Origin of the sequence: Pandoraea sp. NPDC087047 (assembly GCF_044745225.1) — a bacterium.
Taxonomy (GTDB): Bacteria; Pseudomonadota; Gammaproteobacteria; order Burkholderiales; family Burkholderiaceae; genus Pandoraea.
The window spans coordinates 76,070-100,077 of record NZ_JBIUZU010000006.1; the positions used below are offsets into that span (position 1 = coordinate 76,070).

The following is a 24,008-nucleotide window of genomic DNA, read 5'->3' on the forward strand; positions in this document are numbered from 1 at the left end:
GTCGTCCACCCGCTGGGCCTTGCCCGCCCGTCGAGACATGACTGCAATCGGCGACCATTCGCGCGATCCACGCGACTCACACGACTCACGGGATTCACACGACGCTTGCGCGCGCGCGCCCCACTCGCCGCCCCCACCCCTCGCTCAGGCGTACGGCGTGCGTCTGGACGAAGCGGAGCGGCTCGCCGCGCTGCGTCGTTACGAGATTCTCGACACCCCGCCCGAGCCAGCGTTCGACCGCATTGCGCGGCTGGCGTCTCACGTGCTCGGCGCACCGATCTCGCTTGTCTCCCTGCTCGACGAATCGCGCCAGTGGTTCAAGGCACGTCGCGGCATCGATGTGGCGCAGACCCCGCGCTCGATGGCCTTCTGCGCGCACGCGATCCTCGGCGACGACGTGCTCGTTGTGCCCGACGCCCGCGCCGACCGGCGCTTCGCCGACAACCCGATGGTCACCGGCGAGCCGAACATCCGCTTCTACGCGGGCGCGCCGCTGCGCACGCCGGAGGGCCACCGGCTGGGCACGCTGTGTGTGATCGACCGTTGTCCGCGCGAGCTCGATGACGAGAAACGCGCCCTGCTCGCGGATCTGTCCGCGCTGGTCGTCGACGAACTCGAACTGCGGCGCGTGAACCGGGTGCTCGGCGACATGGCGATGCGAGACGGCCTGACTGGTCTGCTTAACCGCCGCGCCTTTCTCATGCAGGCCGAACGCCTGTTTGCCGCCACCCGCGCGCAACACCGGCGGCTGTCGGTGCTGATGCTCGACATCGACCACTTCAAGGGCGTCAACGATACGTGGGGCCATGCGATCGGCGATCGCGTCATCGTCGAGTTGACGCTGGTCTTACGGGCAGCGCTGCGCAAGAGTACGGTGATCGGCCGTCTGGGCGGCGAAGAGTTTGCCGTGCTGCTGCCCGAGGCCGACGCCCAACGCGCCATGCAGGCCGCAGAGCGTGTGCTGAGCGCGATCAACGGCGCCAGCGTGCCCGGCCCGAATGGGCCGGTGCGCTTTTCTGCCAGCATCGGTGTGGCCAGCCTGAGCCCGGAGGACGCCGATTTCGGCCCCCTGCTGCAACGCGCCGATCGGGCGCTTTACGCAGCAAAGCAAGCCGGCCGCAACCGCGTAGCCGTGCTGTGATATCCCGGGCCGCCGACTCAGGTAACGACCCGCACTGACTTCAGCGACGAAGACCATGGGCAAAAGCCGACTGGAAGCGTTCAGCGATGGGGTGATCGCCATCATCATCACCATCATGGTGCTGGAGATGAAAGCACCGCACGGCAGCGAACTGGCCGACCTGTTGCCGGTCGCCCCCACGTTCTTCACCTACATCCTCAGTTACGTCTACGTCGGCCTTTACTGGAATAACCATCACCATCTTTTTCAGGTCGTGCAGCGGGTCTCCGGCGGCGTACTCTGGGCCAACCTTCACCTGCTGTTCTGGCTGTCGCTGATTCCGTTCGTCACGCACTGGCTCGGGGAAAATCATTTCACCTCCTGGCCGACGGCGCTCTACGGCGTGGTGTTGTGCATGGCGGCAATCGCCTATTACATCCTCGCTCGCGCGCTGCTCGCCGTGCATGAGGGCGGCAACGCGAAGCTCGCCGCGGCCCTGGGGCGCGATTACAAGGGCAAGCTGTCGGTGCTGGTCTATGCCGTGGCTATCGGGCTGGCGTTCGTGGTACCCGCCGTCTCGCTCGCGCTGTACGCGCTCATGGCCGCGGTGTGGCTGATTCCGGATCGCCGCATCGAACACGTCATCGAGCCGTAACCCCCATCACGCGGTGCGCGCCGACAGTCGACGCGCATCAGGTTTTTACGTAGTATCCGCACCACTATGCAAAACGTAACTTTTGAACTGACGGGCGAATTCGTCGCCCTTAACGACTTGCTCAAACTCACCGGCGTCGTCGATTCCGGGGGCGCGGGCAAAGTCCTGGTGGCCAACGGCGCGGTTAGCGTCGACGGCCAGATCGAGACCCGCAAAACCTGCAAGATTCGCGCCGGCCAGACCGTGTCGGTCGACGGAGTGCGCATTCGCGTCAAGGCGGCCTGACGGCGCTCGTGGCCGGCCAGATCGGCTTGAATGGTCCCGCGGTGCGTCCTGGATAGTCCTGGATGGTCTCGCAAAATCCGGTGGCGCCTCGCCTCATATCGGGCCAGTCACGTGCCCGCGCACTGGCCCGCCAGGGCGTACCCACGTGACATCCTCCCGGTTTCCCCCATGTGAGCCTGCCCCCGCAGGTCGCTATACTTGAAAGCGATTTTGGCGTGTCAGCCCCAGTCACCCCCGACAATGTCCACAGGACGCCCGAGGAGGCCCGTGCGATGGTCGTGCCCGGTTCATCGTCCACCGCAGGCGCCACACCGGCATCGGGGCGCGAAGCGCTCCTCGAAGCCCTCGACCGCTCCCTGGGCATACTCACGCTCACCCCCGATGGTGTCATTGTCGACGTCAACGACAAGCTCCTCGGGGTCCTCGGGTACACGCGCAACGAACTGATCGGCAAGGCGCACACCCTGCTGTGCGAAGCCGGCGATTCGACCTGCGGCGACGCACTTGCACAAGTCCTGAACACCCGTCGCGCGCATACCGGGCAGGTCCGGCGTCTTCGTCGCGACGGCAGCACGGTCTGGCTCGAAGCCACGTACAACCCCGTGTTCGACGCGAACGGCAACCTCACCTTCGTCATCAAGCTCGCCGTGGACGTGAGCGCGCGCGTGGCGCGTCAGGCGGCGGACGACGCTCATCTGCATCTGCTCTCGCTCGCCGTTGACGAGACCGATAACGCGGTGCTCATCGTCGACGCGCAGGGCAGCGTGTGCTACGTCAACGCAGGCTTCACGCGTATGCTCGGCTATGCCGCGAGCGAGGTCGTCGGTCAATCCGCGCACGTGCCGCTCGGCGGCAGCTCTGCGGGTGAATTCGTGGATGGCGCGGCCGCGGTCGACATCAAACAGGCGCTCGCCGGATGTCTGGTCGCCGCGCGCAACGGCCGCAGTTGTCATTGTGAAGTGCTCGTGCACACCGCGCAGCGCCAGCCGCTGTGGGTGTCCGTGGTGACGAACCCGATTCTGGATGCGAGCGGCAAGCTCGTGAACGCCGTGGTGCTGTTCACGGACATCACCCAATCGAAGATTCAGGAAGTGCTGCAACACAAGGCGCTTGCCGCGATGGTGCGCGACGCGCCGCTCGTGGAAGTGCTCACGCTCGTGTGCCGCGAACTGGAGCAGATCGCGCCCGAGGTCATGGCCTCGGTCGTACGGGTCGACGCCGAGGGGCGTCTTCGTCCGCAGGCGGGGCCCAGCCTGCCCGCGGGGTATCACAAGACTGTCGACGGCGTGGCCATCGGCCCGAACGTCGGCACCTGCGGTACGGCGGCGTTTCAGGCGCGGCCGGTGATCGTGACCGATATCGCGAGCGACCCGCGCTGGGCCGACTTTCGCGAGATGGCGGCCGAGTATGGGCTGGCGGCGTCGTGGGCCATGCCGATCATCGCGAACGACGGGCGCGTGCTCGGCGTGCTCGCGTTCTATTACCGCACGCCGCGCGGCCCGGACGCCCTGCACGAGCGGCTGGTCGACGTGTGCGTACATCTGTGCAAGCTCGCGTTCGAGCGCGACGAGTCGCGTACACGCATTCGTCAACTCGCCTTCTCGGACAGCCTCACCGGCCTGCCCAATCGCAGCATGCTCGGCGTGCTCGCCGCCCAGGCCATCGCCAGCGCGGCGGAGTTGAATACGCGCATGGCGGTCATCTTCATCGATCTGGATCGCTTCAAGCAAGTCAACGATTCGCTCGGCCATCAGGCCGGCGACGTACTGCTGCGCACGATTGCCCAGCGCCTGCGCCGTTCGCTGCGAGGCGCGGACATCGTGGCGCGCCTGTCGGGTGACGAATTCGTGGCCGTGCTCACCGAGTGCGATCCGCTGCGCCTGGACATCGCCATCGAACGCATGCGCAACGCACTGACGGCGCCGTGTCTGGTCGATGGCGTGACGCTGGTGCCCTCGGGCAGCTTCGGCATCGGCCTGTATCCGAATCACGGCCGGGAGTTCGACATTTTGCTGCAACGCGCCGATATGGCGATGTATCAGGCCAAGATGACAAGCCCGGGCAGCGTGCGCGTCTACAACGAAGACATGAACATCCACGCGCAGGAGCGCCTCGAGCTCGAGACCGCCATGCGCGATGCCTTGCGGCTCGGCAAGCTCCAACTGTTCTATCAGCCCCAGATCAATCTGCTCGACGACTCGGTCTACGGCGTAGAAGCCCTGACGCGCTGGATGCATCCGCAACACGGCGACGTGCCGCCGTCGCGCTTCATTGCGCTGGCGGAGGAATGCGGCCTGATCGGGGAACTGGGGACATGGACGCTGCGAGAATCATGCCGTCAACTGGCCGATTGGCGCCGGCGCGGAGTGGGCATCGGCAACGTGTCGGTCAATCTCTCGCCGACCAACTTTCACGATCACGACCTGCCGCACACGATTGCCCAGGCGCTGGCCGACCACGAACTGCCGCCGTCGTGTCTGGCCATCGAGATCACCGAAAGCGTGTTGATGGATCACAACCCGAGCACGCTGCGCATCATCGAGGAAGTTCACAACATGGGCGTGCGTCTCTCGATGGACGACTTCGGCACCGGCTATTCGAGTCTGGGGTATCTGCGGCGTCTGCCGGTCTCGGAACTCAAGCTCGACCGCAGTTTCGTGCACGACATCGCGCGCGACGAAACGGTGCGCGCACTGACCAACGCCATCATCAGCATTGGCCGCAATCTGCATCTCACCGTGGTGGCGGAAGGGGTGGAAGACGAAGCGCAGCGCGATCTGCTGGTCGCACAGGGCTACCGCGTCGCACAAGGGTATCTGTTCTCCCCCGCACTGTCGGCGGGCGGCCTCGAACGGTGGCTTGAGCAGTGGGCCATGCGGCGGCGCACCTTCAACGCTATTCAATCGTGAATCACGGCGCCAAGCCCAATTCCATCTGATGCAGGGCCGTCTCGATAGCCTGACTCTGCTCGCCGGTGAGCGCCGACGCCGCAACGCTCGTTTCGCGGCGATAGATCATCTCGCCGTAAATGTTCGCCAACACGCGCGCCGACGCACACAGCGACAGGTTGCTGTCGGCCGCCTGATGGCTTGTCCAGTAGTTGATCGCCTGCTCGATGTCGGCGATGGAATAGTTAGCTTTCATGAAAGTGCTTGTCTCGCCGTGGGGTGAATGACTGTGATTATATACAGTATTCGGGGAGTCTGAGAATGGTGTCGCTTGCCGATTGCGGTCAAGGCTTGTCCGGACGTATCTGGGGCATGTCTGCGCCAATTCTCAGGCGCACGTTTCGGAACTGCAACACTTGCGGCGAGACAAATTGCGCACACCCGCTGGAAAACGCCAATAACTCCCGAAAAATCATTCACTTAGAAATTCCGGCACGATACTCGCTTCACGCTTGTTGAAACGCTGCGCGACGCCCTTGACCTTCGCCCGGGGGCGCGCACGCAGCCCATCTCAACGATTGCCCCGACGGAGCCCATGATGCCGCCGAGACACGTCACACCGTGTGAGCGCCACCCCCGTCACGCCGCAAGGTTTCGATTCGCTTTCGTCATGCTTGGTCTGCTGACGGCTGCCGGTGCTTCGGGCGTCAATGCGCAATCGATGCCGCCCGCCGTCGTGCCTGCCGACGCGTTTCATCAACCGTGCGTAGGCGTGCGTGCCTCTCCCGATGCCGTCGCGCGCCGTGCGCCATGGACGGTCAAACCATCGCGGGCCTTCCGTCAGCCGGTGCGCGAGCAGTACGTGGACCTGGATAACCGCTGCGCCTCGCCGCCCGCCTTCGCACCGACCCGCGACGTCGACTCGACCGCGGTCTGGTACGTCGACGCCCCCGCGGCAAGTGTTCACACTACGTCGCGACGCCCGATGCGCGCGCCTGACGCGTCGTGATGCGCAGAGGTGCAGCGCAAGGCACACGTGGCGCGGCCTGAAGCGACATGACATGACGTGACGCGATGCGATGCGATGCGATGCGATGCGACACAATGCGACATAAGCCGGCGTCCTGAGCGACGGCGCACGACGTTTGTTATGCTGCGGCTTTCGCGCGTCATCCGCTTCGCGCATTCCTCACCCCTCGTTCCGCATCCCGCTTCCTCGAAAACGCAATGTCCACCCAAACACCCGAGCCGCAGAAAACCACCGACAAAGCACGCAACGCCAAACCGGCCCCCGCTCCGGCCGCACCTCCGCCGCCGGGCGCCATGCCGCTCGCGTGGCTCGGGCTGCTGGCCTCGGCCGCCTGGGTGCTCAAGAACTCGCATCCCACGTGGGGTGTCGGCGTGCTGTGTCTTTGCGCCGGTCTGATTTCGTCGTTCGGCGCCCGCCGTCGTGGTCGCGCACCGTGGCCTGCCTTCTTCACCGGATTGCTGCCCGTCGGCGTCGCGCTGTTCTTCGCATTGCTCATGCTTCGTCCGCTGTTGCGATGACGGTTCACGCGCGGTTCACGAGACTGACATCGCCACCGCGCCGCTGCGCCCCCCTCAAGTTACCCACAGCTTCTGTGGATAACCCACTGGATAACCTGGCAGCACCCTCCCGAATCGCCCGCCATTAAAGGCTGTCAAGAGGATTGCCCGTTTCGGCATCAGACTTGTAAAAATTTATTACGCTTGACGTTTTGCCCCGCTTCTGTGCGAACTCGGTGCGGATTCGTCATGACTTTGACATCCGGCATATCGTGGCGAAAAGACCCGGTAAAGTGTGCCGGAACGCCCGTCGTCACGTGTATCGGAGGGTTCGCAGCGTCGGGGAATCGGCCTATGATGGAGTCATGCGATACCGCGCGATGCATGACCTGGCGTCTCATCAAGGGGCCGTCGCGCAAGGATTCTGTCGCTTATTTCGCTTTGCAGTGACTTTTGGGAGACCGTCTCGTATGACCCAATCCGACAAGCCGTCCGTTAGCACCCCGTCCGACGCAGCTCGGCACAATACGCAGACCGCCGCGCCGGAGACGGAGACGGAACGCGTGCATCTGGACGAACTGCTCGCGCGACACTCGGTCACGGAAACCGTCGACCGCGCGTCTGTCATCGATCTGATCAAGCGGCTGCGCGAGCCGGATGTGAAAACGTCTGAGGACCGCGACCGCATCGTCAAGGACAGCCGGCTGTGGAAAGAGGTATCGCACCGCGACACCGCCATGTCGCTGCTCAATTCGCTCGCCCAGATGGCTCCGATCTTCCTTAACCAGATTCACTGGTAAGGCCTGCCGCGCCGGTCTCGACCGGCGCGCACCTTTCCGAGCGCCGTCCCAAGCGCTATCCCCTGCCCCTGCCCTCCTCTGCACGCCTCGCCCATCCATTGAATTGATCTGGATTAACTCGGCGCGCCGCCGATGGCGCCTGAGCGGGACGTTGTCGTGCGCGTGGCTTACAATGCGGGTCGCCCAAGTTTCCCTGTTGACCCGACACTATGACCACCACGCTGGACACCCCGACTGAATTCAAGAACTGGATTTGCCTGATTTGCGGCTGGATTTACAACGAAGCCGAAGGCGCACCGGACGATGGCCTCGCCCCCGGTACGCGCTGGGCCGACGTGCCCGCCGATTGGCGCTGCCCGGAATGCGACGTCTCCAAGGAAGATTTCGCGCTGTCGGAATTCTGAAGAAATTCTGCGTGTGCACGTCCCCGGCGTTGCCCGGACGTGCCGAATGCAAGCGTCAGATGCAGACGTTGCGCTATTGACGTTGTGCCGATGCCAGCGATTCAGCCCGCTGGCATGGCCTCAGTGATTTCAGTGATGCCAGCCCCACCCACGGCCCCGGCCATGCCATCCGCGGTAATAGCCACCGCCGTAGTACCCGCCCGATACCCCGAACGTCACCACCGGCGCAGGCGCCACCGCGTAACCCGGCGCATAGTAGCCGGGCGCGTAGCCGTATCCATCGTAATAGGTGTCACCGTACGCAGGCGCGCCGTAGGGCACGGCGACGCAACCGGCGACCAACATGGCGACGGCCGCGCCGCCCGCCAGCATGAGTATGCGTTTCACGATGATGTCTCCCGCATGAACGATTCGAATCCTGCGCGGCGGCAATCAATGCACTCGACGAGAAACGACGATCAGTCGTGAATGTCACCTCGATCGTCACATCGACCTTTGCCGCGCCTGCTTAATTCGTTAGACATGCGGGTTCCCGCGAAATGCGGTGGAAGTATCAGCTCTTTGGTTACTAAACGTGACATTGGTAACGGCGACGAAATCCGCCTCGTCGCCGTCGTCAGAACACCCAGCAACGGTCACGGCCGGCGCGTTTGGCGCGGTACAACGCCATGTCGGCACGCTCGACCATATTCATTGGCGAATCCGAATCCTGCCACTCCGTGATGCCGAAGCTCGCGGAGAAGCGCAGCGGCGGTTCGCTGCCTTCGAGCGATTCACGCTTGCAACGCTCGCGGATACGGTCGGCCACCCGCAGCGCGTCGCGCTCGCTCGCCCCCGGCAGCAGAATCGCAAACTCCTCGCCACCGATGCGGCCGATCAGATCGTCGCCTCGCAACGTCGACGAACACACGAGTACAAAGCGGCACAGCACCTGATCGCCGATCGCGTGCCCGTAGGTATCGTTGATCGACTTGAAGTGATCGAGATCGGCCACGATGAGGCTCATTGGTTCGTTCTTGCGCTGTGCGGCCTCCAGCAACTGCTCGAAGCGATGGAAGAAGTAACGGCGCGTCAGGCTGCCCGTCAGTTCGTCATAGCTGGCTTCGAACGCCAGTTGATTGTTCGCGGCGCGCAATGCCTCGTTCGACTGGCGCATCTCGCGGTGCTGCGCACGCTCTCGCCAGTAGGTCCAGCCCGCGAGCACCACGATGACGACCCCGCCCAAATACAGCAGGAAGCACAGCGCCAGATCCTTGGCGTGCTGGCGCGTGAGCGCCTCCCAGGCATCGACGCTCTCCACTGCATAGACCGTCAGATCGTTGCTCGAACTCGGGCGCGAACTGATCACGAACGGCTTGTGCAGGTCATTGAAAGCCGACATCTGATCGAGCAGCTCCTGCGGCACCCAGGCGTTCGAGCGGCCAGGGGCACGCTTGAACTGCGCGATCGGCATGCGGGCAAAGTCGTTACGCTGATATAGCGTTACGCGCTCGACATCGGACAACGTTCCGAGCCGGCCGTCGAGCATGAAGCGGTTTTCGAAGCGCGGATCGTTCGCCATGACGACGACACCATTGCCGTCGGTAACGAACGACTCGCCGCTGCTCACCCAATGACGCAAGCGCGTGAGCCCGATCTTGGTCATCACCACGCCGATCAGCGCGCCGTCACGATACATGGGCACGCTGAAATAAAGGCCGGGCGCCTGATGCTCCCAACCCGCCGCATAACTCTCGAAACGCTCGCCCAGCAGCGCCTGCGTGACATACGGCATGCCGGCCAGCGACTGCCCAAGGGGCGACGGCGCATCGCGGTAATTGCTCGCCGCCACGCACACGCCGCGGGCGTCGATCACCCATATCCGATCGACACCGAAGTAGCCCTGAGCACCGCGCAGGAATTCGTTGGCTCGCTCGACAAGCCCCCCGGCGGCGACACTGCTGCCCGCCGGGGGCAGGACATCGCGCAGCAGATCCACTTCGGCCAGTGTCGAAGGAATGGCCCGCACCATCGACAAATCCGTATTGATGGCGTGAACCATGCCGTCGGCAACCCTCTCGGCCACGGTCTGTCCCGCGTCGACACTCTGCGCGAGCTTGTCGCCAACCAACGACGTGGCGGTACGATCGGCTGCTACCCAGCAGGCGACCAGCACGCCGACCGAGACGCAGGCGGCATAAAGCCAATGCCTTATCCTCATCCGAAAATCAAACGCTCGTTCTATTATTTTTTCACTTATTACGTTGGCAAAAGCACCCGCTTCAATCGAGTCGCATTTCTGTCTCTTCCCCGGACAGAAGTTCTGGTCGCGACCGGCATACGTTGTGCCAGCGAATTCCCGCCAATTCTGGTCTGCGCGTCAAATTCTTTTCCTCGTTTCCGATCCTTGGCTTGTCGCGCCCCGCGCCTTCGGATCCTTGCCGCACCGCATTGTCCATCCAGACAATTGCAGGCTGTTGACAGCCCGCCGCCCCTGCCTCGATCGACTGTCGGCTGGGGCTGACAACCATCCGCTCACACGCCTTCAAAGCATCGCGCGAACCAGGTAATTCTATAGTACTCCGACGATGAAGCCTCACGAATAATCGCCAGACAATCGATATATTTCAAATGTTTATTTAACCTGTTAATCAGAACAACTCCGCTTTTTTCATTCACATTTTTTTATCGGCAAATACCAAATTTGGCAATTAGCGAATCCAACCGTTCGATTTCCACCGGACGAGAAAATAAATAGCCTTGCGCACTGAGCGGCACGAAATGACGTAGCCAATCCAGTTGCCGATCGTTCTCCACACCTTCGACAATCAGATCGATGCCCAGCGAGCGAGCAATATTGACGATGTTCGAAATCATCAGACACGAACGCGACGAATCGGGAATCGACTCGACAAACGAGCGGTCCACTTTGAGCGTGTCGACGGGAAAGCGAGTCAGGTAGGACAACGACGAATATCCGGTGCCGAAATCGTCCAGCGCAATGCGCAAGCCCGCGCGCTTGAACTGCTCGATCTTCATCTCCATGAGCGCCGGATTCTTGACCATCACCGACTCCGTGATTTCCAGCTCCAGACGATGCGGCTCGATGGCGTACTCATTGACCAGACGCTCGACAAGCGCCCCGATGTCACCCCGCCAGAACTGCACCGACGACACGTTGACCGCCAGTCGCAGCGCCTGCATCGGGGTGCCCCGCCACGCGACCAATTGACGGCATGCCTGGGTCAGCGCGAACTCGCCGATGGCCACGATCTGGCCGGTCGTCTCCGCCAGCGGAATGAACTCGCCAGCCGTAAGCACGCCCCGCTCCGGATGGCGCCAACGAATCAGCGCCTCCATGCCGCACACGCAATCGGCGCCAAGCGAGATGATCGGCTGATAAGCGAGGAAGAACTCACCGTTGGCGAGCGCCTGCTCCATCTGACGCTCCCATACGACCAGTTGGTGCGCCTGATGCGTCATTTGCTGGGTGTAGACCCGAACGACGCTCTTGCCTGCCTCCTTCGCGGCGTACATGGCCAGATCCGCCTTCTTGATGAGATCAGCCTCGGTCTCCTCCGGTTTCGACCAGAACGTCACCCCGATACTTGCGTGCAACGCAAACGAGGTACCGTCGGCCACCATCGGCGCCTTGAGCGTGGCGAGCAGCGTTTCGCCGAGGGGCTCGGCCTCGTCGGGTGCACTGCTGCCTTCGAGCAGCACCATGAACTCGTCGCCGGCGAACCGCGCGAGCATCGCCCCGGCCGGCATATGCGGGATAAATCGCTCCGACACCTGACGGATGATTTCGTCCCCTCGCGAATGGCCGAGCGTATCGTTCACGCTCTTGAAGTTATCGAGATCGATATGCAGCAGCGCCACTTTGCCGAGTTGATCCGGGTTCGAGAGCGCCCGGCGCAACGACTCCATCAAGGCATAGCGATTGGGAAGGCCGGTGAGCGCGTCATACGAAATCAGTCGGGTGAGTTGCTGATCGCGGCCGATCAGGCGCTGCATCAGATACGCAATGAGCGCGAAAAATACGACGAGTGCCACCGAAATGAAGGTCGCCATCGTCAGATAGACGCGCTCCACGTGGCGGTATTCGGACAGCTCTTCGTCCAGCGACAAGCCCACCTGAACCGCCAGCGGGTAGTCACGCAAATGACGGTACGCCACGACGCGCTCGACGCCGTCGATCGGATCGCGCTGAACGCCGGAGTTACGTTGCGCCGCTGTGAACGGCGGCAACTCGCCTGTGCCGGTAATGGCCACGCCCGCCCCGGTGCTGCGCGCGAGCAGGGCCCCGTCGTCGGCAATCACGGCGATCTGTCCGTACTGACCGAGCACGGCGTTGGTGTAGAAATCGGCAGTGAAGTAACTCGGCTCCTGCGACACCACGACCACGCCGGCGAAAGTACCGTCCGGATTGTTCAACCGCCGGCTGAACTGAAGCACCCACTTGCGCGAGACGCGGCCGAACACCGGGTGGCTGATGAACAAGCCGTCGCTCTCGTCGTCGAGATGCACGCGGAAGTGCTCACGGTCGGCGATGCTCACCCCGGCAGCACCAGGCATCGTCGCGGCAGTCACATTGCCGTTGGCATCCGCCAGGCTGACGAGCACCATGAAGCGGTCTGCGACCATGCCGCTCGTCAGCGTCTGCTTCAGATCGAAATCGCCGCGACGGTGCTCGTACTCGTACTTCACAAAGCGAGTGATTTGGTCGACCTGCCGGATCGCGCGCAGTGTCTGTTGTTCGAGAGCGCTGGCAACGGTCGACGCCGAGGCCGCCGTGTCGCGCAGAATGGCTTTGTGCTCGATGGAGATGCGCCAGAGCACAGCCGCCCACACCAAGAGCAGGATCAGGAAACCGAAAATGAGGATCGCGACGATTGAACGATAGGACGTCGCCCAACGTCCGCGTTGCGTTCCCGTCGTGCTCGGTTCCGCCATAGGTCAGATCCTTTCAGCCTTTGCGCCCCCGCGCAGGAAGGTCGGTGTTGGCCCGGTTGTCAAGAGGATCCAGGATGCGTCACTGACGGACGCCGTTGTTTCCGGCAAGTGTAAGGCAATCCCGTGAGGCCCGAAAGTCGTTCGGCGTTCCCTCAATCGAGGGATGTACGAAGTTCATCGAGCCAGACGAACGCACCCCCGCCCCGGGGGCGTGCCATATCTCGGATTACGGATGTTTCGGCCCCCGCCGCATTAGGAGAATCCCGGAGTCGGCGAACGGCCCCAAGCGGGTAACGACAGATGGAAAGCCGCTCAGGACTTGAGCAACTCGATGACGGATTGGAGACGGCGGCGCAAATCACTCACGTCAAGCGGCGTGTCGCCGCTATCGGTGCTACCGGCAGTGTCGTCGTCGCTCATGGCTGCCGGCGCGCCCGCCCGAGCGGCTGCGCTGCCCGAACTACGGGCACCGCGCGGCGTATCGGCTTCGAGGCGATTGCGGGCGCCATTGATGGTAAAGCCCTGCTCATAGAGCAAATCCCGGATACGCCGGATCAACAGGACTTCGTGGTGTTGGTAGTACCGCCGGTTACCGCGCCGCTTGACCGGGCGCAACTGCGTGAACTCTTGCTCCCAATAGCGCAGCACATGTGGCTTGACACCACATAGCTCGCTCACCTCACCGATGGTGAAGTAACGCTTGGCGGGAATCGGCGGCAAGGCAACGTGATCCATCGCGGCGTTAGCGGAATGGGACGACGGTTAGATTGCGGACGAAAAAACCAGCGGCCGCCGCAGAATGCGGCGGCCGGGATTTACTTGCTGAGTACGCCAGACTCGACCATCGACTTGAGCTTCTGGCTGGCGTGGAAGGTCACGACGCGGCGCGCGGCAATCGGAATCTCCTCACCCGTCTTCGGATTCCGGCCAGGCCGTTGCGGTTTGTCGCGCAACTGGAAGTTGCCGAAACCGGAGAGCTTGACGCTGTCACCCGATCCGAGCGCGTCGCGGATCGAATCGAAGAACGCTTCGACCATATCCTTCGCTTCGCGCTTGTTCAGGCCGACGTGCTCGAAGAGCAACTCGGCCAGTTCGGCTTTGGTCAGCGTCGGCGCCTCGGTCGAGACCTCGTTCACTTCGCTGCGACCCAGCGCGATACGCTGCGCCGCGAGCATGGCTTCAAATTCACCAGGATTCATTTCGTTCATACGTCCCACGCGATGGCGATGTCAGTGCGATAACCCACTCGCACCCGGATTTTTACTGGATTTCAAGCGCGCAAACGTGCGCCGAACCCTTCTACCCGTTGTACCAGTGCGTTAATGGCGCCCTGGACCGTCTCGTCCTGCAACGTACCCGAGGGGTCTTGCAGAGTAACACGAAACGCCACGCTTTTGTCCTGGGCTCCCAGAGAGCCCGAAGCCGCGCCCGCCTTGGGCCGGAACTCGTCGAACAACCGCACCGACTGCACCACGCTGCACGCCGGATCGTCATGACGCGCCGCGAGCATTGCGTCGATCAATACCTGCACCGGCTGCGACTGATCGACGACGAGCGCGATGTCACGCGTGACCGGCGGGAACTTCGAAATGTCCTCATAGCTCGCGACGTCACGGCCAAACAGCGCCTCTGCCTCGATCTCGAACAGCACCGGCGCCTGCGGCAGATCGTACTTCTGCTGCCAACGCGGATGGAGCTCGCCGATGAAACCGACACGCTTGCCGTCGACTTCGATCGCGGCGCTGCGTCCCGGATGCAACGCCGGGTGCTCCGCCTTCACGAAACGCGCCGAACGCGGTGCCAGCAACGCCTCGAGATCGCCCTTCACGTCGAAGAAGTCGACCTGACGCGCAGGCGCACCCCACTGCTCTTCGAACACCGGACCGTACGCCAGGGCGGCAACGCTCAGTGGCTGACGAAAACCGCCAACGCTCAGCTCGCCAGAGGCCACCGTGTTGTCGCGATGGTAGGTGCGGCCGATTTCGAACACGCGAACGCGCGATGCCTTGCGGTTCAGGTTGTAGCGGGCGGTCGCGATCAGGCTGCCGATGAGCGTCGAGCGCATCACCGCGAGATGGCTGGCGATCGGATTGAGCAGCTTGATCGGGTTGTCGTTGCCCGCAAAGTCGGCTTCCCACTCCACGTCGACAAAACTGAAGCCCACCGTCTCGTGATAGTCGCGGGCAGCCACGGCGTGACGCACGGCATGCTGCGAACGGCGGCCTTCCTGCGTCGGTCGCATCTCACTCGCCGCGACCGGGGGATTGGCCGGAATGCGATCGAAACCGTAAATGCGCGCGATCTCTTCAATCAGATCTTCTTCGATCTCGAGGTCGAAGCGATACGACGGCGGCGTCACTTCGAACACGCCATCCCGCAACGTGAACGGCAAGCCAAGACGCGTGAAGATGTCGCTCATCTCCTGCTCGGAGACCGGCACGCCAAGAATCTTGACGGCACGTGCGACGCGCATCTTCACCGGCTGACGTTCCGGCAGCTTCGCGACCTGGTCTTCCAGCGGACCGGCCTGACCACCGCAAATCTCGAGCACCAGTTGCGTCGCGCGCTCCAGGGCACGCACGTTACCGGCGAAATCGACACCTCGCTCGAAACGGTGCGACGCATCGCTCGTGAAGTTGTACTTGCGTGCACGGCCCTGAATCGCTTGCGGGAAGAAGAATGCCCCTTCCAGAAAGATGTTCTGCGTCTCCAGACCCGCCTTCGTCGAGTCACCGCCCATGATGCCGGCCAGACCGATCGGACCGCTGGCGTCGGTGATCGCGAGCACGCTCTCGTCGAGCGTCACGGTCTGTTCGTTGAGCAGCTTGAGCGTCTCGCCTGCGCGGCCGAAACGCACGTCGATCCCGCCTTGCAGACGGTTCAGATCGTAGACGTGCAGCGGTTGACCCAGTTCGAGCATCACGTAGTTGGTGATGTCGACCAGCGCCGAAATGCTGCGTTGACCGGCGCGCTCGAGACGCTCCACCATCCAGCGCGGCGACGGTGCCGCAGCGTTCACGTCACGAATGATGCGCCCGCCGAAGCGTCCGCAACCGTCGGGCGAGCTGATACGCACCGGCAGGGTGTCGGCGATGGCCGCGGGCTGCGTGCCCTGTCCCGGCAAGTCCTTGAGCGGCGCGCCGGTGATGGCGGCCACTTCGCGGGCAACGCCGAGCAGCGACAGGCAGTCGGCCTTGTTTGGGGTGAGCTTGACGACAAACACCGTATCGTCGAGATCGAGATACTCGCGGATGTTCATGCCGACCGGCGCATCTTCCGGCAGGATCATCAGACCGGCATGGTCTTCCGAGAGCTTCAGTTCGCGCGCCGAGCACAGCATGCCGAAACTCTGCACGCCACGCAGCTTGCCGATCTTGATCTGGAACGGCGCACCGCCCGCTTCCGCCGGCGGCAGTGCCGCACCCACCGTTGCGCACGGCACCTTGATGCCCGGCGCCACGTTCGGCGCACCGCACACAATGGTGAGCGTCTCGCCGGTACCGGCGTCGACCTGACAGACGTTCAGACGGTCAGCGTCCGGATGACGGGCGACTTCGAGCACCTTGGCCACGACCACGCCGGCAAACGGCGGGGCGACCGGATCGGTTTCCTCGACTTCGAGCCCGGACATCGTCAGGGCATGCGCCAACGCGTCCGTCGACAAATCCGGGTCGACCAGGGTACGCAGCCACGATTCAGAGAATTGCATGGATCAGTTCGCTCGCAGTTAAGTCTTCACTTCCGAGACCCCGGCGGCAGCGGCTTCGCGCGCCAGCCGAGGGCCATCGGCATCGATTACATGAATTGGCGCAGGAAGCGCAGGTCGTTCTCGTAGAACAGTCGCAGATCCTGCACGCCGTAGCGCAGCATCGTCAGACGCTCCAGTCCCGAGCCGAAGGCAAAGCCGATGTAACGCTCGGGGTCGAGACCCATATTGCGAATCACCGTCGGATGCACCTGACCCGAACCCGAGATTTCCAGCCATTTGCCGGCGTTCTTGCCCGTCTCGAACTGCATGTCGATTTCGGCGGACGGCTCCGTGAACGGGAAGTACGACGGGCGGAAACGCACCTGAATGTCGTCGCGTTCAAAGAATTTGCGCAGGAAGTCGGTGTACACACCCTTCAGGTCGGCGAAGCTGATGTCTTCGGCAATCCACAGACCTTCGACCTGATGGAACATCGGCGAGTGCGTGGCATCGGAGTCGACACGATACGTGCGCCCGGGCGCGATCACCTTGATCGGCGGCTTATTCATGCGTGCATAGCGCACCTGCATCGGGCTCGTGTGCGTGCGCAGCAGCAAGGGCTTGCCGGCGTCGTCATTGCCTTCGACGTAGAAGGTGTCCTGCATCGAGCGCGCCGGATGGTTTTCCGGGCTGTTCAGTGCTGTGAAGTTGAACCAATCGGTTTCGATTTCCGGGCCGTCGGCCACATCAAAACCAATGGAACGGAAAATTTGTTCTACGCGCTCCCAGGTGGTGAGCACGGGATGCAGGCTGCCAGCGCCCAGGCCTCGGCCGGGCAGCGTGACGTCAATGGCCTCGGCAGACAGGCGCGCGTCGAGCAGCGCGTCGGCCATGGCCTGACGGCGCGCCTGCAGGGCGCCTTCGATCTGTTGCTTGGCCGCATTGATCCGTGCGCCTTCGCTCTTGCGCGCTTCAGGATCGAGCTTGCCGAGGCCCTTGAGCAACTCGGTCAGTTGGCCGGTCTTGCCGAGAAAGCGGGCTTTCTCGTTTTCCAGCGCGGCAGCGTCGGGAGCGGCGGCGAACGCACGCTGCGCATCGCTGACGATAAGTTCCAGATCCATATGCTACAGACTCAAGTTAGGCGGTCGGAATGGCCGCATGTTCAAGCAAAAAAGCGAGCGAAAAGACAAGCGAAAAACAAAAGGGGGCTCCGATGAGAGCCCCCTCCTGGCGAATGGCACGCGGTAAAACGCGCTATACGCTAACTACAGCTTAGGCTGCGACGGTGGCTTTCACCTGAGCGACAATCGCGGCAAATGCCGGCTTGTCGTTGATGGCCATGTCGGACAGCACCTTGCGGTCGAGTTCGATCGAGGCCTTCTTCAGACCAGCGATGAACACGCTGTAGGTCATACCGTGCTGACGCACACCTGCATTGATACGCGCAATCCACAAGGCGCGGAACACGCGCTTCTTGTTACGGCGATCGCGGTAGGCGTACTGCCCAGCGCGCATGACCGCTTGCTTGGCGATGCGGAAGACGTTATTGCGGCGGCCGCGGAAACCCTTGGCTGCTGCGATGACTTTCTTATGGCGGGCCCGTGCGGTGACCCCACGTTTGACTCGAGGCATATTTCTCTCCTATCTAAGTCGGGGTTTAAGCGAAGGGCAGCATTGCGCGTACGGAGTTCAGATCAGACTCATGAACGCCGACGGCACCGCGCAGGTGACGCTTATTCTTGGTGGACTTCTTCGTCAAAATGTGACGCTTGAAGGCCTGACCACGCTTGACGGTACCGCCAGGACGCACGCGAAAGCGCTTCTTGGCACCGCTCTTGGTTTTCATCTTAGGCATGAAAAACTCCGGGGTTTTTAACATGATCACAGGTGTGACGCCAAAATCGCGCCCCTTGTAGAACCCGAGACCACTTGTGTTCAGGGCCTGACTGCACCCTGTATCGCTATCGCATCCCTCACGGGCTACGACGGCAATTCCTTACGGCCCGGCGGTGTCGTTCGACACCGCCACGGCATTACTTCTTTTTCGGCGCGATGACCATGATCATCTGACGGCCTTCCATCTTCGGCATCTGTTCCGGCTGGCCGACCTCGTCGAGATCCGACTTCAGACGTTCCAGCATACGAGCGCCGATTTCCTGGTGGGCCATCTCACGACCGCGAAAACGCAGCGTGATCTTGGTCTTGTCACCGTCTTCGAGGAACCGCTTCAGATTGCGCAACTTGACGTTGTAGTCACCATCGTCGGTGCCAGGTCGGAATTTGACTTCCTTGATCTGAACAACCTTCTGCTTCAGCTTGTTCTCGTGCGCTTTCTTCTGTTCCGAGTACTTGAATTTGCCGTAATCCATCAGACGGCAAACCGGCGGATTCGCCGTCGGTGCAATTTCCACCAGATCGACATCAGCCTCTTCGGACAGACGGAAAGCCTCTGCCAGTTTCACAATGCCGAGCGGCTCATTGTCGACGCCATTTAGACGCACTTCGGGCGCTGTAATTTCGCCGTTAATGCGATGCGACTTATCGGTAGCGATGTTGCTTATCCTCGAAAAAAGTCAAAAATTTAGCCGCGCTGTCCAACAGGCGTTATTGGAACGATGCGCATTCCTGCGCAAGACGTTCGATGAGCGCGTCAAGGGGCATCACACCCAGATCCACGCCGCCACGGGCACGCACGGCTACCATATTCGCCTCCTGCTCTTTGTCCCCTACGACAACGAAATAAGGAACTTTCTGCAGAGAGTGCTCGCGTATTTTATAGCTAATTTTCTCGTTGCGCAAATCGCTACGAGCCCTAAGCCCTTGTTCTTTCAACTTTTTCGTCACTTCCTGGGCGTAATCGGCCGTTTTTTCCGAGATATTCATCACGATCACCTGCTCCGGCGCGAGCCAGACCGGCAATGCACCAGCATGGTGCTCGATCAGAATCCCGAGGAAACGCTCGAGCGAACCCAGAATGGCGCGATGGAGCATCACCGGACGCTTGCGGCTGTTGTCCTCCGCCACATACACGGCATCCAGGCGCTCGGGCATCGAAAAATCGACCTGCATCGTACCGCACTGCCACTGACGGCCAAGCGCATCCTTGAGCGTGTATTCGATCTTCGGACCGTAGAACGCCCCATCACCCTGGGCGATTTCGAATTTGCAGCCGGAACGACGCAGCGATTCCATCAGCGCGAATTCGGCTTTATCCCAATTTTCGTCGGTACCGACACGATGCTCAGGACGCGTCGCGACCTTATAAATCATGTCCTTGAAACCGAAGTCCTTGTACACGGCATGCAGCAGCGCCGTGTAATTCACGCACTCGTCGAGAATCTGATCTTCCGTACAGAAGATGTGACCGTCATCCTGCGTGAAGCCGCGCACGCGCATCAGACCATGCAGACCGCCCGACGGCTCGTTGCGATGGCACTGACCGAATTCGCCGTAACGCAGCGGCAGGTCGCGATAGCTGTGCAGCGTCGAGTTGAAAATCAGAACGTGCCCCGGACAGTTCATCGGCTTGAGCGCGTAAGCGCGGTTCTCCGATTCCGTCGTGAACATGTTGTCCTTGTAGTTCTCCCAGTGCCCCGACTTTTCCCAGAGCGAGCGGTCGAGAATCTGCGGCCCCTTGACTTCCTGATAGCCGTTATTGCGGTAGACGCGGCGCATGTACTGCTCAACCTGCTGCCAGAGCGTCCAACCCTTCGGGTGCCAGAAGACGAGGCCCGGTGCCTCTTCCTGCATATGGAAGAAGTCAAGCGCACGGCCGAGCTTGCGGTGATCGCGCTTTTCCGCCTCTTCGAGCATATGCAGGTACGCGTCCTGGTCTTCCTTCTTCGTCCAGGCCGTGCCGTAAATACGCTGCAGTTGTTCGTTCTTCGCATCGCCACGCCAATAGGCACCGGCGACCTTCATCAGCTTGAAAACCTTGAGCTTGCCCGTCGACGGCACGTGCGGACCACGGCAAAGGTCGACGAACTTGCCCTCGCGATACAGGCCAATTTCGTCCGTCGCCGGGATCGATTCGATGATCTCGGCCTTGTACTTCTCACCCATCGACATGAACAGACGCACGGCGTCGTCGCGCGACATCACTTCGCGCGTTACCGGCTCATCCTTCTTCGCCAGCTCGTGCATCTTCTTCTCGATGGCTTCGAGATCGTCCGGCGTGAATGCGCGATGGAACGAGAAATCGTAGTAGAAGCCGTTTTCGATGACCGGACCGATGGTGACCTGCGCCTCGGGGAACAACTCCTTGACGGCGTAAGCCAGCAAGTGGGCCGTCGAGTGACGAATGACATCCAGACCGTCGGCGTCCTTGTCCGTCACGATGGCGAGGCTCACGTCGCGATCGATCAGATAAGACGTGTCGACCAGCTTGCCGTCAACGCGGCCCGCCAAGGCAGCCTTGGCCAGCCCCGTACCGATCGAGCCGGCAACTTGCGCCACCGTAAGGGGGGCTTCGTACTGGCGTTGCGAACCGTCAGGCAAACGTACCGAAATCATGTCGCACTCCCATGCGCAAAAACGTCACGCGCGGCCCACGCCACGCGGCAAAACCACGAAAAAAAAACGGCCTCGACTATCGTCGAGGCCGTCTCTTCATTCCTTGCATCCAGACGAAAAACACCCTCGACTTAACGTCGCACCTTCACCACTGTGAAAGTTCGGGCGGTCTTCAACATGAGTGTTTTTCCAGCGCCTGTGTCTGCGGGGCTTCGCGGACTGTAATGCATAAAATTTCGTTGGTAGGCTCGATTGGACTCGAACCAACGACCCCCACCATGTCAAGGTGGTGCTCTAACCAGCTGAGCTACGAGCCTACTGCAAGAGAACGAGATTCTAGCAAGGTTTCCGCGCATCGCCAAGCGATTATTGTGCCTGCCGACGAAAAGCCGCGCCAATCAAGGCGTTCACGCGTCTTTGCGGCGCATAGAAATCCTTTCATCTTCGCCTCTCTGATGCAACCGGAGCAGTCGCAGGCGAGGCCAATAGCGACCCGCCGCCTGCCACGCCCCGAAACCCTTACCGTCGCCGCGACGACATCACACCACTCACGCCGGTGAGTTGCGCCAAGGCTCGTTGCAACTGCCCGCCATCGCGCACTTCCACGGTGAACTGCATGAACGCCTGCGCCCCGCGCGACTGGGTGCTGACGCCCGTCACGTTGAGCTTCTCCCGCGAAAACACTTCGGAAATATCGCGTAGCAACCCCTGACGGTCCGTCGCCTCGATCTGGATGTCCACCGGGTACGCGGCCACGCCCCGCCCTTCGAGCACATCGGACGACCACGCCGTCTGAATCACCCGCTCCGGCGCACGCGTCTTCATCGCCTGGAAACTGCTGCAATCCTGACGATGAATCGACACGCCCTTGCCGCGCGTGACGAACCCCACAATCGGGTCCGGCGGCGCGGGCCGGCAGCACTTGGCCAATTGCGTGAGCAACGCGCCCACCCCTACCACCAACACGCCGCTTTTCGCGCCCTGCGTGACACTTGTATCGAGGCTCTTCTTGGCAACGAGCGTGTCCTCGTCACGCGGCTCCGGTCCCGGCAAATTGCCGGAGAGCGCCTGCTCGACATGCCGCAGACTGAACTCATCCTTGGCGATGGACGCATAAAGATCGTCCGGCGTGCGGAAACCGAGACGCGAGGCCAACTCCTCGAGATTGACCGACGTCTTGCCTTCGCGCTGCAAGGTCTTGTCGATGAGCGTACGGCCGTGGGCAATCGTCTCTTCGAGATCGATGGCGTTGAACCACTGACGCACCTTCTGACGCGCCCGATGGCTCTGCAAATACCCCAACTGCGCGTTGAGCCAGTCTCGCGACGGCCCACCCTGCTTGACCGTGACGATCTCGACCGTCTGCCCGTTCTGCAGCGGCGTATTGAGCGGCACCATCGCGCCGTCCACTCGCGCACCGCGGCAGCGATGCCCCAGCTCGGAGTGCAAGTGATACGCAAAGTCAACCGGCGTCGCGCCTTGCGGCAACGCAATCACCCTGGCTTGCGGCGTGAGCACGTAGATATGGTCGTCGATGGTCGCACGCTTGAGCTGCTCCCACGGTTGCGCCGCGCCTTCGGTGCCGACCGTATCGGCGATGTCGTCCTTCCACGCCAGCAACTGACGCAGCCACGCAATCTTCTCGTCGTAAGCCTCATTCGCGGAAAACGCACCACCATAGCCACGCTGGCCAGCCTCTTTGTAACGCCAATGTGCCGCGATGCCGTATTCAGCGAAGTGGTGCATTTCATTGGTACGTATCTGCACTTCGAACGCGCGTCCGTCGTCGCCGATCACCACCGTATGCAGCGATTTATAGCCGTTGGGTTTCGGCCGCGAGATGTAATCGTCGAACTCTTTCGGAATCGGCTGCCACAGGTTATGGACGATGCCCAGCACCGTGTAGCAATCCTTGATGTCGTCGACGATGACGCGAAACGCCCGCACGTCGTACAGCTCGGCAAAATCGACCGCCTTGCCGCGCATCTTCTTCCAGATGCTGTAGATATGCTTCGGCCGCCCAGACACCTCGGCCTTCACACCCGCGCGCGCCAATTCGTCCTGAAGGCGCTGGATCGCCCCTTCGATGAACGTCTGACGCTCGACCCGCTTCTCTTCGAGCAGCTTGGCGATCTGCTTGTACGTGACGGGCTCCAGAAAGCGGAACGCGAGGTCTTCAAGCTCCCACTTCAGTTGCCAGATGCCCAGACGGTTCGCCAGCGGTGCGTAGATCTCGAGCACTTCGTGCGGCATGTCCTCCGGGGGCGCCTTCTTCTCGGCCGCGTACCACCGCAGCGATTGCAGACGCGACGCCAGCCGGATCATCACGACACGAATGTCCTGTGCGAACGCCAGCAGCATCTTGCGCAGCCCTTCGACCTGCGACTTGCGCTCCGCCGAAGCGTCACGATCGCGTCCGTCGGACGGCATCGCCTGCGCCGCGCGCGCGCCCGCCCCCGAGAGCCGCTGCAGCTTGCGCACGTCGATCACTAGCGCGGCGACTTCGGCACCGAACTTCTGAGTCAACGTGGTTTGCGGATCCGGAAGGAATTCGACAGCCGAAAAGAGCGCCGCCGCCTGATGTGTCGCCTCGTCCACGCGTAGCGTATCGAGAATCGCGATCATGCCGCGCGCGTGCGCCATGATCGGTTCGCCGGACGAGAGCACGTGCTCGCCGCACAGCGCCGCGGCGAACGCAAGCGCGTCGTCGAGCGTGGCGGGCAATTGTGCTTCACCCACACCCGGTGTCGAACTCGTTTCGGCGGATGTCGGTGCTTGATGTTGGTTCATGTCGGAACACGGGGCGACCGGCGCCCCGGATGTTGCGGGTCCGGCACTCAGCTTTCGCGCTGAGCCGCCACGACCACGATTTCAACGAGCATGGCAGGGTCGGCGAGCAACGCCTGCACCGTGGCACGCGGGGGCGCATTACCGGCCGGCACCCACTCATCCCACACCTGGTTCATTTCACCAAAATACTTCATGTCCGAGATGAAGATCTGGCAGGACAGAATCAGCGACTTGTCGCTGTTCGCTTCCCCGAGCAGACGGTCGATGTGCGCGAGCACCTGACGCGTCTGACCGGCCATGTCCTGCGAGCGGTCGTCCGGCGTCTGACCGGCCAGATAGACGGTGCCATTGTGCACGGCCATGTCCGACCAGCGCTTTTCTACGTAGAAACGTTGTACTGCCAT

At 62.1% G+C, this 24,008-nt stretch carries 21 protein-coding genes, 1 tRNA gene and 1 pseudogene; 8 read left to right on the top strand and 15 right to left on the bottom strand.

The genetic code is table 11. The features are described from left to right. Positions 1-157 precede the first annotated feature (157 nt). The 4 genes from ACIPHM_RS12845 to ACIPHM_RS12860 all read left to right on the top strand — a co-directional run bounded on the left by ACIPHM_RS12845 (position 158) and on the right by ACIPHM_RS12860 (position 4,969). A complete protein-coding gene (locus ACIPHM_RS12845; protein WP_400328381.1) occupies positions 158-1,141 on the top strand; it encodes a GGDEF domain-containing protein in 984 nt (327 codons plus the stop codon). Between the two features lie 55 nt (positions 1,142-1,196). Next, positions 1,197-1,775 carry a TMEM175 family protein gene (locus ACIPHM_RS12850; RefSeq protein WP_400328383.1) on the top strand — a complete coding sequence of 193 codons (579 nt, stop codon included), beginning with the start codon at positions 1,197-1,199 and terminating at the stop codon, positions 1,773-1,775. 66 nt (positions 1,776-1,841) lie between these two features. Further along, a complete protein-coding gene (locus tag ACIPHM_RS12855) occupies positions 1,842-2,060 on the top strand; it encodes an RNA-binding S4 domain-containing protein (protein ID WP_400328384.1) in 219 nt (72 codons plus the stop codon). A gap of 272 nt (positions 2,061-2,332) precedes the next feature. Continuing rightward, a complete protein-coding gene (locus ACIPHM_RS12860; RefSeq protein WP_400328386.1) occupies positions 2,333-4,969 on the top strand; it encodes an EAL domain-containing protein in 2,637 nt (878 codons plus the stop codon). A 1-nt stretch (position 4,970) separates the two neighbouring features. On the opposite strand, the gene ACIPHM_RS12865 is transcribed toward ACIPHM_RS12860, so the two are convergent. Next, positions 4,971-5,204 carry a DUF3717 domain-containing protein gene (locus tag ACIPHM_RS12865; RefSeq protein ID WP_400328387.1) on the bottom strand — a complete coding sequence of 78 codons (234 nt, stop codon included), beginning with the start codon at positions 5,202-5,204 and terminating at the stop codon, positions 4,971-4,973. 414 nt (positions 5,205-5,618) lie between these two features. Between ACIPHM_RS12865 and ACIPHM_RS12870 the strand changes: the two genes are divergently transcribed. From ACIPHM_RS12870 to ACIPHM_RS12885, 4 genes and pseudogenes are all read left to right on the top strand, one after another. Then, the gene (locus ACIPHM_RS12870) at positions 5,619-5,957 is read left to right on the top strand and encodes a hypothetical protein (protein ID WP_400328389.1); all 339 of its coding nucleotides are present in this window, start codon (positions 5,619-5,621) and stop codon (positions 5,955-5,957) included. A 218-nt stretch (positions 5,958-6,175) separates the two neighbouring features. Continuing rightward, a complete protein-coding gene (locus tag ACIPHM_RS12875) occupies positions 6,176-6,496 on the top strand; it encodes a hypothetical protein (protein ID WP_400328391.1) in 321 nt (106 codons plus the stop codon). Between the two features lie 449 nt (positions 6,497-6,945). Next, on the top strand, positions 6,946-7,275 hold the full coding sequence (locus tag ACIPHM_RS12880; protein WP_400328393.1) for a hypothetical protein: 330 nt from the start codon (positions 6,946-6,948) through the stop codon (positions 7,273-7,275). 233 nt (positions 7,276-7,508) lie between these two features. Beyond that, positions 7,509-7,679: pseudogene (locus ACIPHM_RS12885) on the top strand (rubredoxin); the annotation flags it as partial. A 129-nt stretch (positions 7,680-7,808) separates the two neighbouring features. Here the strand turns inward: ACIPHM_RS12885 and ACIPHM_RS12890 are convergent. The 14 genes from ACIPHM_RS12890 to ACIPHM_RS12955 form a co-directional block, all read right to left on the bottom strand. After that, on the bottom strand, positions 7,809-8,066 hold the full coding sequence (locus ACIPHM_RS12890; protein ID WP_400328395.1) for a hypothetical protein: 258 nt from the start codon (positions 8,064-8,066) through the stop codon (positions 7,809-7,811). Between the two features lie 229 nt (positions 8,067-8,295). Next, positions 8,296-9,879 (bottom strand): diguanylate cyclase, encoded by a 1,584-nt coding sequence (locus ACIPHM_RS12895; protein WP_400328396.1) that lies wholly within the window; start codon positions 9,877-9,879, stop codon positions 8,296-8,298. Between the two features lie 464 nt (positions 9,880-10,343). Then, positions 10,344-12,614, bottom strand: coding sequence for a putative bifunctional diguanylate cyclase/phosphodiesterase (locus tag ACIPHM_RS12900; protein WP_400328398.1), 2,271 nt, complete (start codon positions 12,612-12,614; stop codon positions 10,344-10,346). Positions 12,615-12,926: 312 nt separating this feature from the next. After that, positions 12,927-13,349 carry a MerR family transcriptional regulator gene (locus tag ACIPHM_RS12905; protein ID WP_400328399.1) on the bottom strand — a complete coding sequence of 141 codons (423 nt, stop codon included), beginning with the start codon at positions 13,347-13,349 and terminating at the stop codon, positions 12,927-12,929. A gap of 80 nt (positions 13,350-13,429) precedes the next feature. Next, positions 13,430-13,822 carry an integration host factor subunit alpha gene (locus ACIPHM_RS12910; protein WP_400328401.1) on the bottom strand — a complete coding sequence of 131 codons (393 nt, stop codon included), beginning with the start codon at positions 13,820-13,822 and terminating at the stop codon, positions 13,430-13,432. Positions 13,823-13,884: 62 nt separating this feature from the next. Beyond that, positions 13,885-16,323, bottom strand: a complete 2,439-nt coding sequence (gene pheT / locus ACIPHM_RS12915; protein WP_400328403.1) for a phenylalanine--tRNA ligase subunit beta — start codon at positions 16,321-16,323, stop codon at positions 13,885-13,887. An 86-nt stretch (positions 16,324-16,409) separates the two neighbouring features. Next, positions 16,410-17,423 carry a phenylalanine--tRNA ligase subunit alpha gene (gene pheS, locus ACIPHM_RS12920; RefSeq protein WP_400328404.1) on the bottom strand — a complete coding sequence of 338 codons (1,014 nt, stop codon included), beginning with the start codon at positions 17,421-17,423 and terminating at the stop codon, positions 16,410-16,412. 151 nt (positions 17,424-17,574) lie between these two features. Then, positions 17,575-17,934 (bottom strand): 50S ribosomal protein L20, encoded by a 360-nt coding sequence (gene rplT, locus ACIPHM_RS12925; protein WP_400328406.1) that lies wholly within the window; start codon positions 17,932-17,934, stop codon positions 17,575-17,577. A gap of 25 nt (positions 17,935-17,959) precedes the next feature. Next, positions 17,960-18,157 (bottom strand): 50S ribosomal protein L35, encoded by a 198-nt coding sequence (gene rpmI / locus ACIPHM_RS12930; protein ID WP_400328407.1) that lies wholly within the window; start codon positions 18,155-18,157, stop codon positions 17,960-17,962. A 178-nt stretch (positions 18,158-18,335) separates the two neighbouring features. Continuing rightward, on the bottom strand, positions 18,336-18,854 hold the full coding sequence (gene infC, locus ACIPHM_RS12935; RefSeq protein ID WP_400329071.1) for a translation initiation factor IF-3: 519 nt from the start codon (positions 18,852-18,854) through the stop codon (positions 18,336-18,338). Between the two features lie 52 nt (positions 18,855-18,906). Further along, the gene (thrS, locus tag ACIPHM_RS12940; RefSeq protein WP_400328409.1) at positions 18,907-20,814 is read right to left on the bottom strand and encodes a threonine--tRNA ligase; all 1,908 of its coding nucleotides are present in this window, start codon (positions 20,812-20,814) and stop codon (positions 18,907-18,909) included. 240 nt (positions 20,815-21,054) lie between these two features. Then, positions 21,055-21,131, bottom strand: a tRNA-Val gene (locus ACIPHM_RS12945). Between the two features lie 202 nt (positions 21,132-21,333). Continuing rightward, on the bottom strand, positions 21,334-23,604 hold the full coding sequence (locus tag ACIPHM_RS12950; protein WP_400328410.1) for a RelA/SpoT family protein: 2,271 nt from the start codon (positions 23,602-23,604) through the stop codon (positions 21,334-21,336). Positions 23,605-23,651: 47 nt separating this feature from the next. Beyond that, positions 23,652-24,008 carry a RidA family protein gene (locus ACIPHM_RS12955; RefSeq protein ID WP_039397700.1) on the bottom strand — a complete coding sequence of 119 codons (357 nt, stop codon included), beginning with the start codon at positions 24,006-24,008 and terminating at the stop codon, positions 23,652-23,654.

Excerpts from the sequence above, each read along its gene's own strand:
- pheT (WP_400328403.1), bottom strand. The coding sequence starts at position 16,323 with ATGCAATTCTCTGAATCGTGGCTGCGTACCCTGGTCGACCCGGATTTG.
- thrS (WP_400328409.1), bottom strand. The coding sequence starts at position 20,814 with ATGATTTCGGTACGTTTGCCTGACGGTTCGCAACGCCAGTACGAAGCC.
- rpmI (WP_400328407.1), bottom strand. The coding sequence starts at position 18,157 with ATGCCTAAGATGAAAACCAAGAGCGGTGCCAAGAAGCGCTTTCGCGTG.
- ACIPHM_RS12905 (WP_400328399.1), bottom strand. The coding sequence starts at position 13,349 with ATGGATCACGTTGCCTTGCCGCCGATTCCCGCCAAGCGTTACTTCACC.
- ACIPHM_RS12860 (WP_400328386.1), top strand. The coding sequence starts at position 2,333 with ATGGTCGTGCCCGGTTCATCGTCCACCGCAGGCGCCACACCGGCATCG.
- ACIPHM_RS12880 (WP_400328393.1), top strand. The coding sequence starts at position 6,946 with ATGACCCAATCCGACAAGCCGTCCGTTAGCACCCCGTCCGACGCAGCT.
- ACIPHM_RS12895 (WP_400328396.1), bottom strand. The coding sequence starts at position 9,879 with ATGAGGATAAGGCATTGGCTTTATGCCGCCTGCGTCTCGGTCGGCGTG.
- ACIPHM_RS12855 (WP_400328384.1), top strand. The coding sequence starts at position 1,842 with ATGCAAAACGTAACTTTTGAACTGACGGGCGAATTCGTCGCCCTTAAC.
- ACIPHM_RS12955 (WP_039397700.1), bottom strand. The coding sequence starts at position 24,008 with ATGGCAGTACAACGTTTCTACGTAGAAAAGCGCTGGTCGGACATGGCC.
- rplT (WP_400328406.1), bottom strand. The coding sequence starts at position 17,934 with ATGCCTCGAGTCAAACGTGGGGTCACCGCACGGGCCCGCCATAAGAAA.
- ACIPHM_RS12870 (WP_400328389.1), top strand. The coding sequence starts at position 5,619 with ATGCTTGGTCTGCTGACGGCTGCCGGTGCTTCGGGCGTCAATGCGCAA.
- ACIPHM_RS12900 (WP_400328398.1), bottom strand. The coding sequence starts at position 12,614 with ATGGCGGAACCGAGCACGACGGGAACGCAACGCGGACGTTGGGCGACG.
- ACIPHM_RS12910 (WP_400328401.1), bottom strand. The coding sequence starts at position 13,822 with ATGAACGAAATGAATCCTGGTGAATTTGAAGCCATGCTCGCGGCGCAG.
- pheS (WP_400328404.1), bottom strand. The coding sequence starts at position 17,423 with ATGGATCTGGAACTTATCGTCAGCGATGCGCAGCGTGCGTTCGCCGCC.
- ACIPHM_RS12865 (WP_400328387.1), bottom strand. The coding sequence starts at position 5,204 with ATGAAAGCTAACTATTCCATCGCCGACATCGAGCAGGCGATCAACTAC.
- ACIPHM_RS12875 (WP_400328391.1), top strand. The coding sequence starts at position 6,176 with ATGTCCACCCAAACACCCGAGCCGCAGAAAACCACCGACAAAGCACGC.
- ACIPHM_RS12850 (WP_400328383.1), top strand. The coding sequence starts at position 1,197 with ATGGGCAAAAGCCGACTGGAAGCGTTCAGCGATGGGGTGATCGCCATC.
- ACIPHM_RS12950 (WP_400328410.1), bottom strand. The coding sequence starts at position 23,604 with ATGAACCAACATCAAGCACCGACATCCGCCGAAACGAGTTCGACACCG.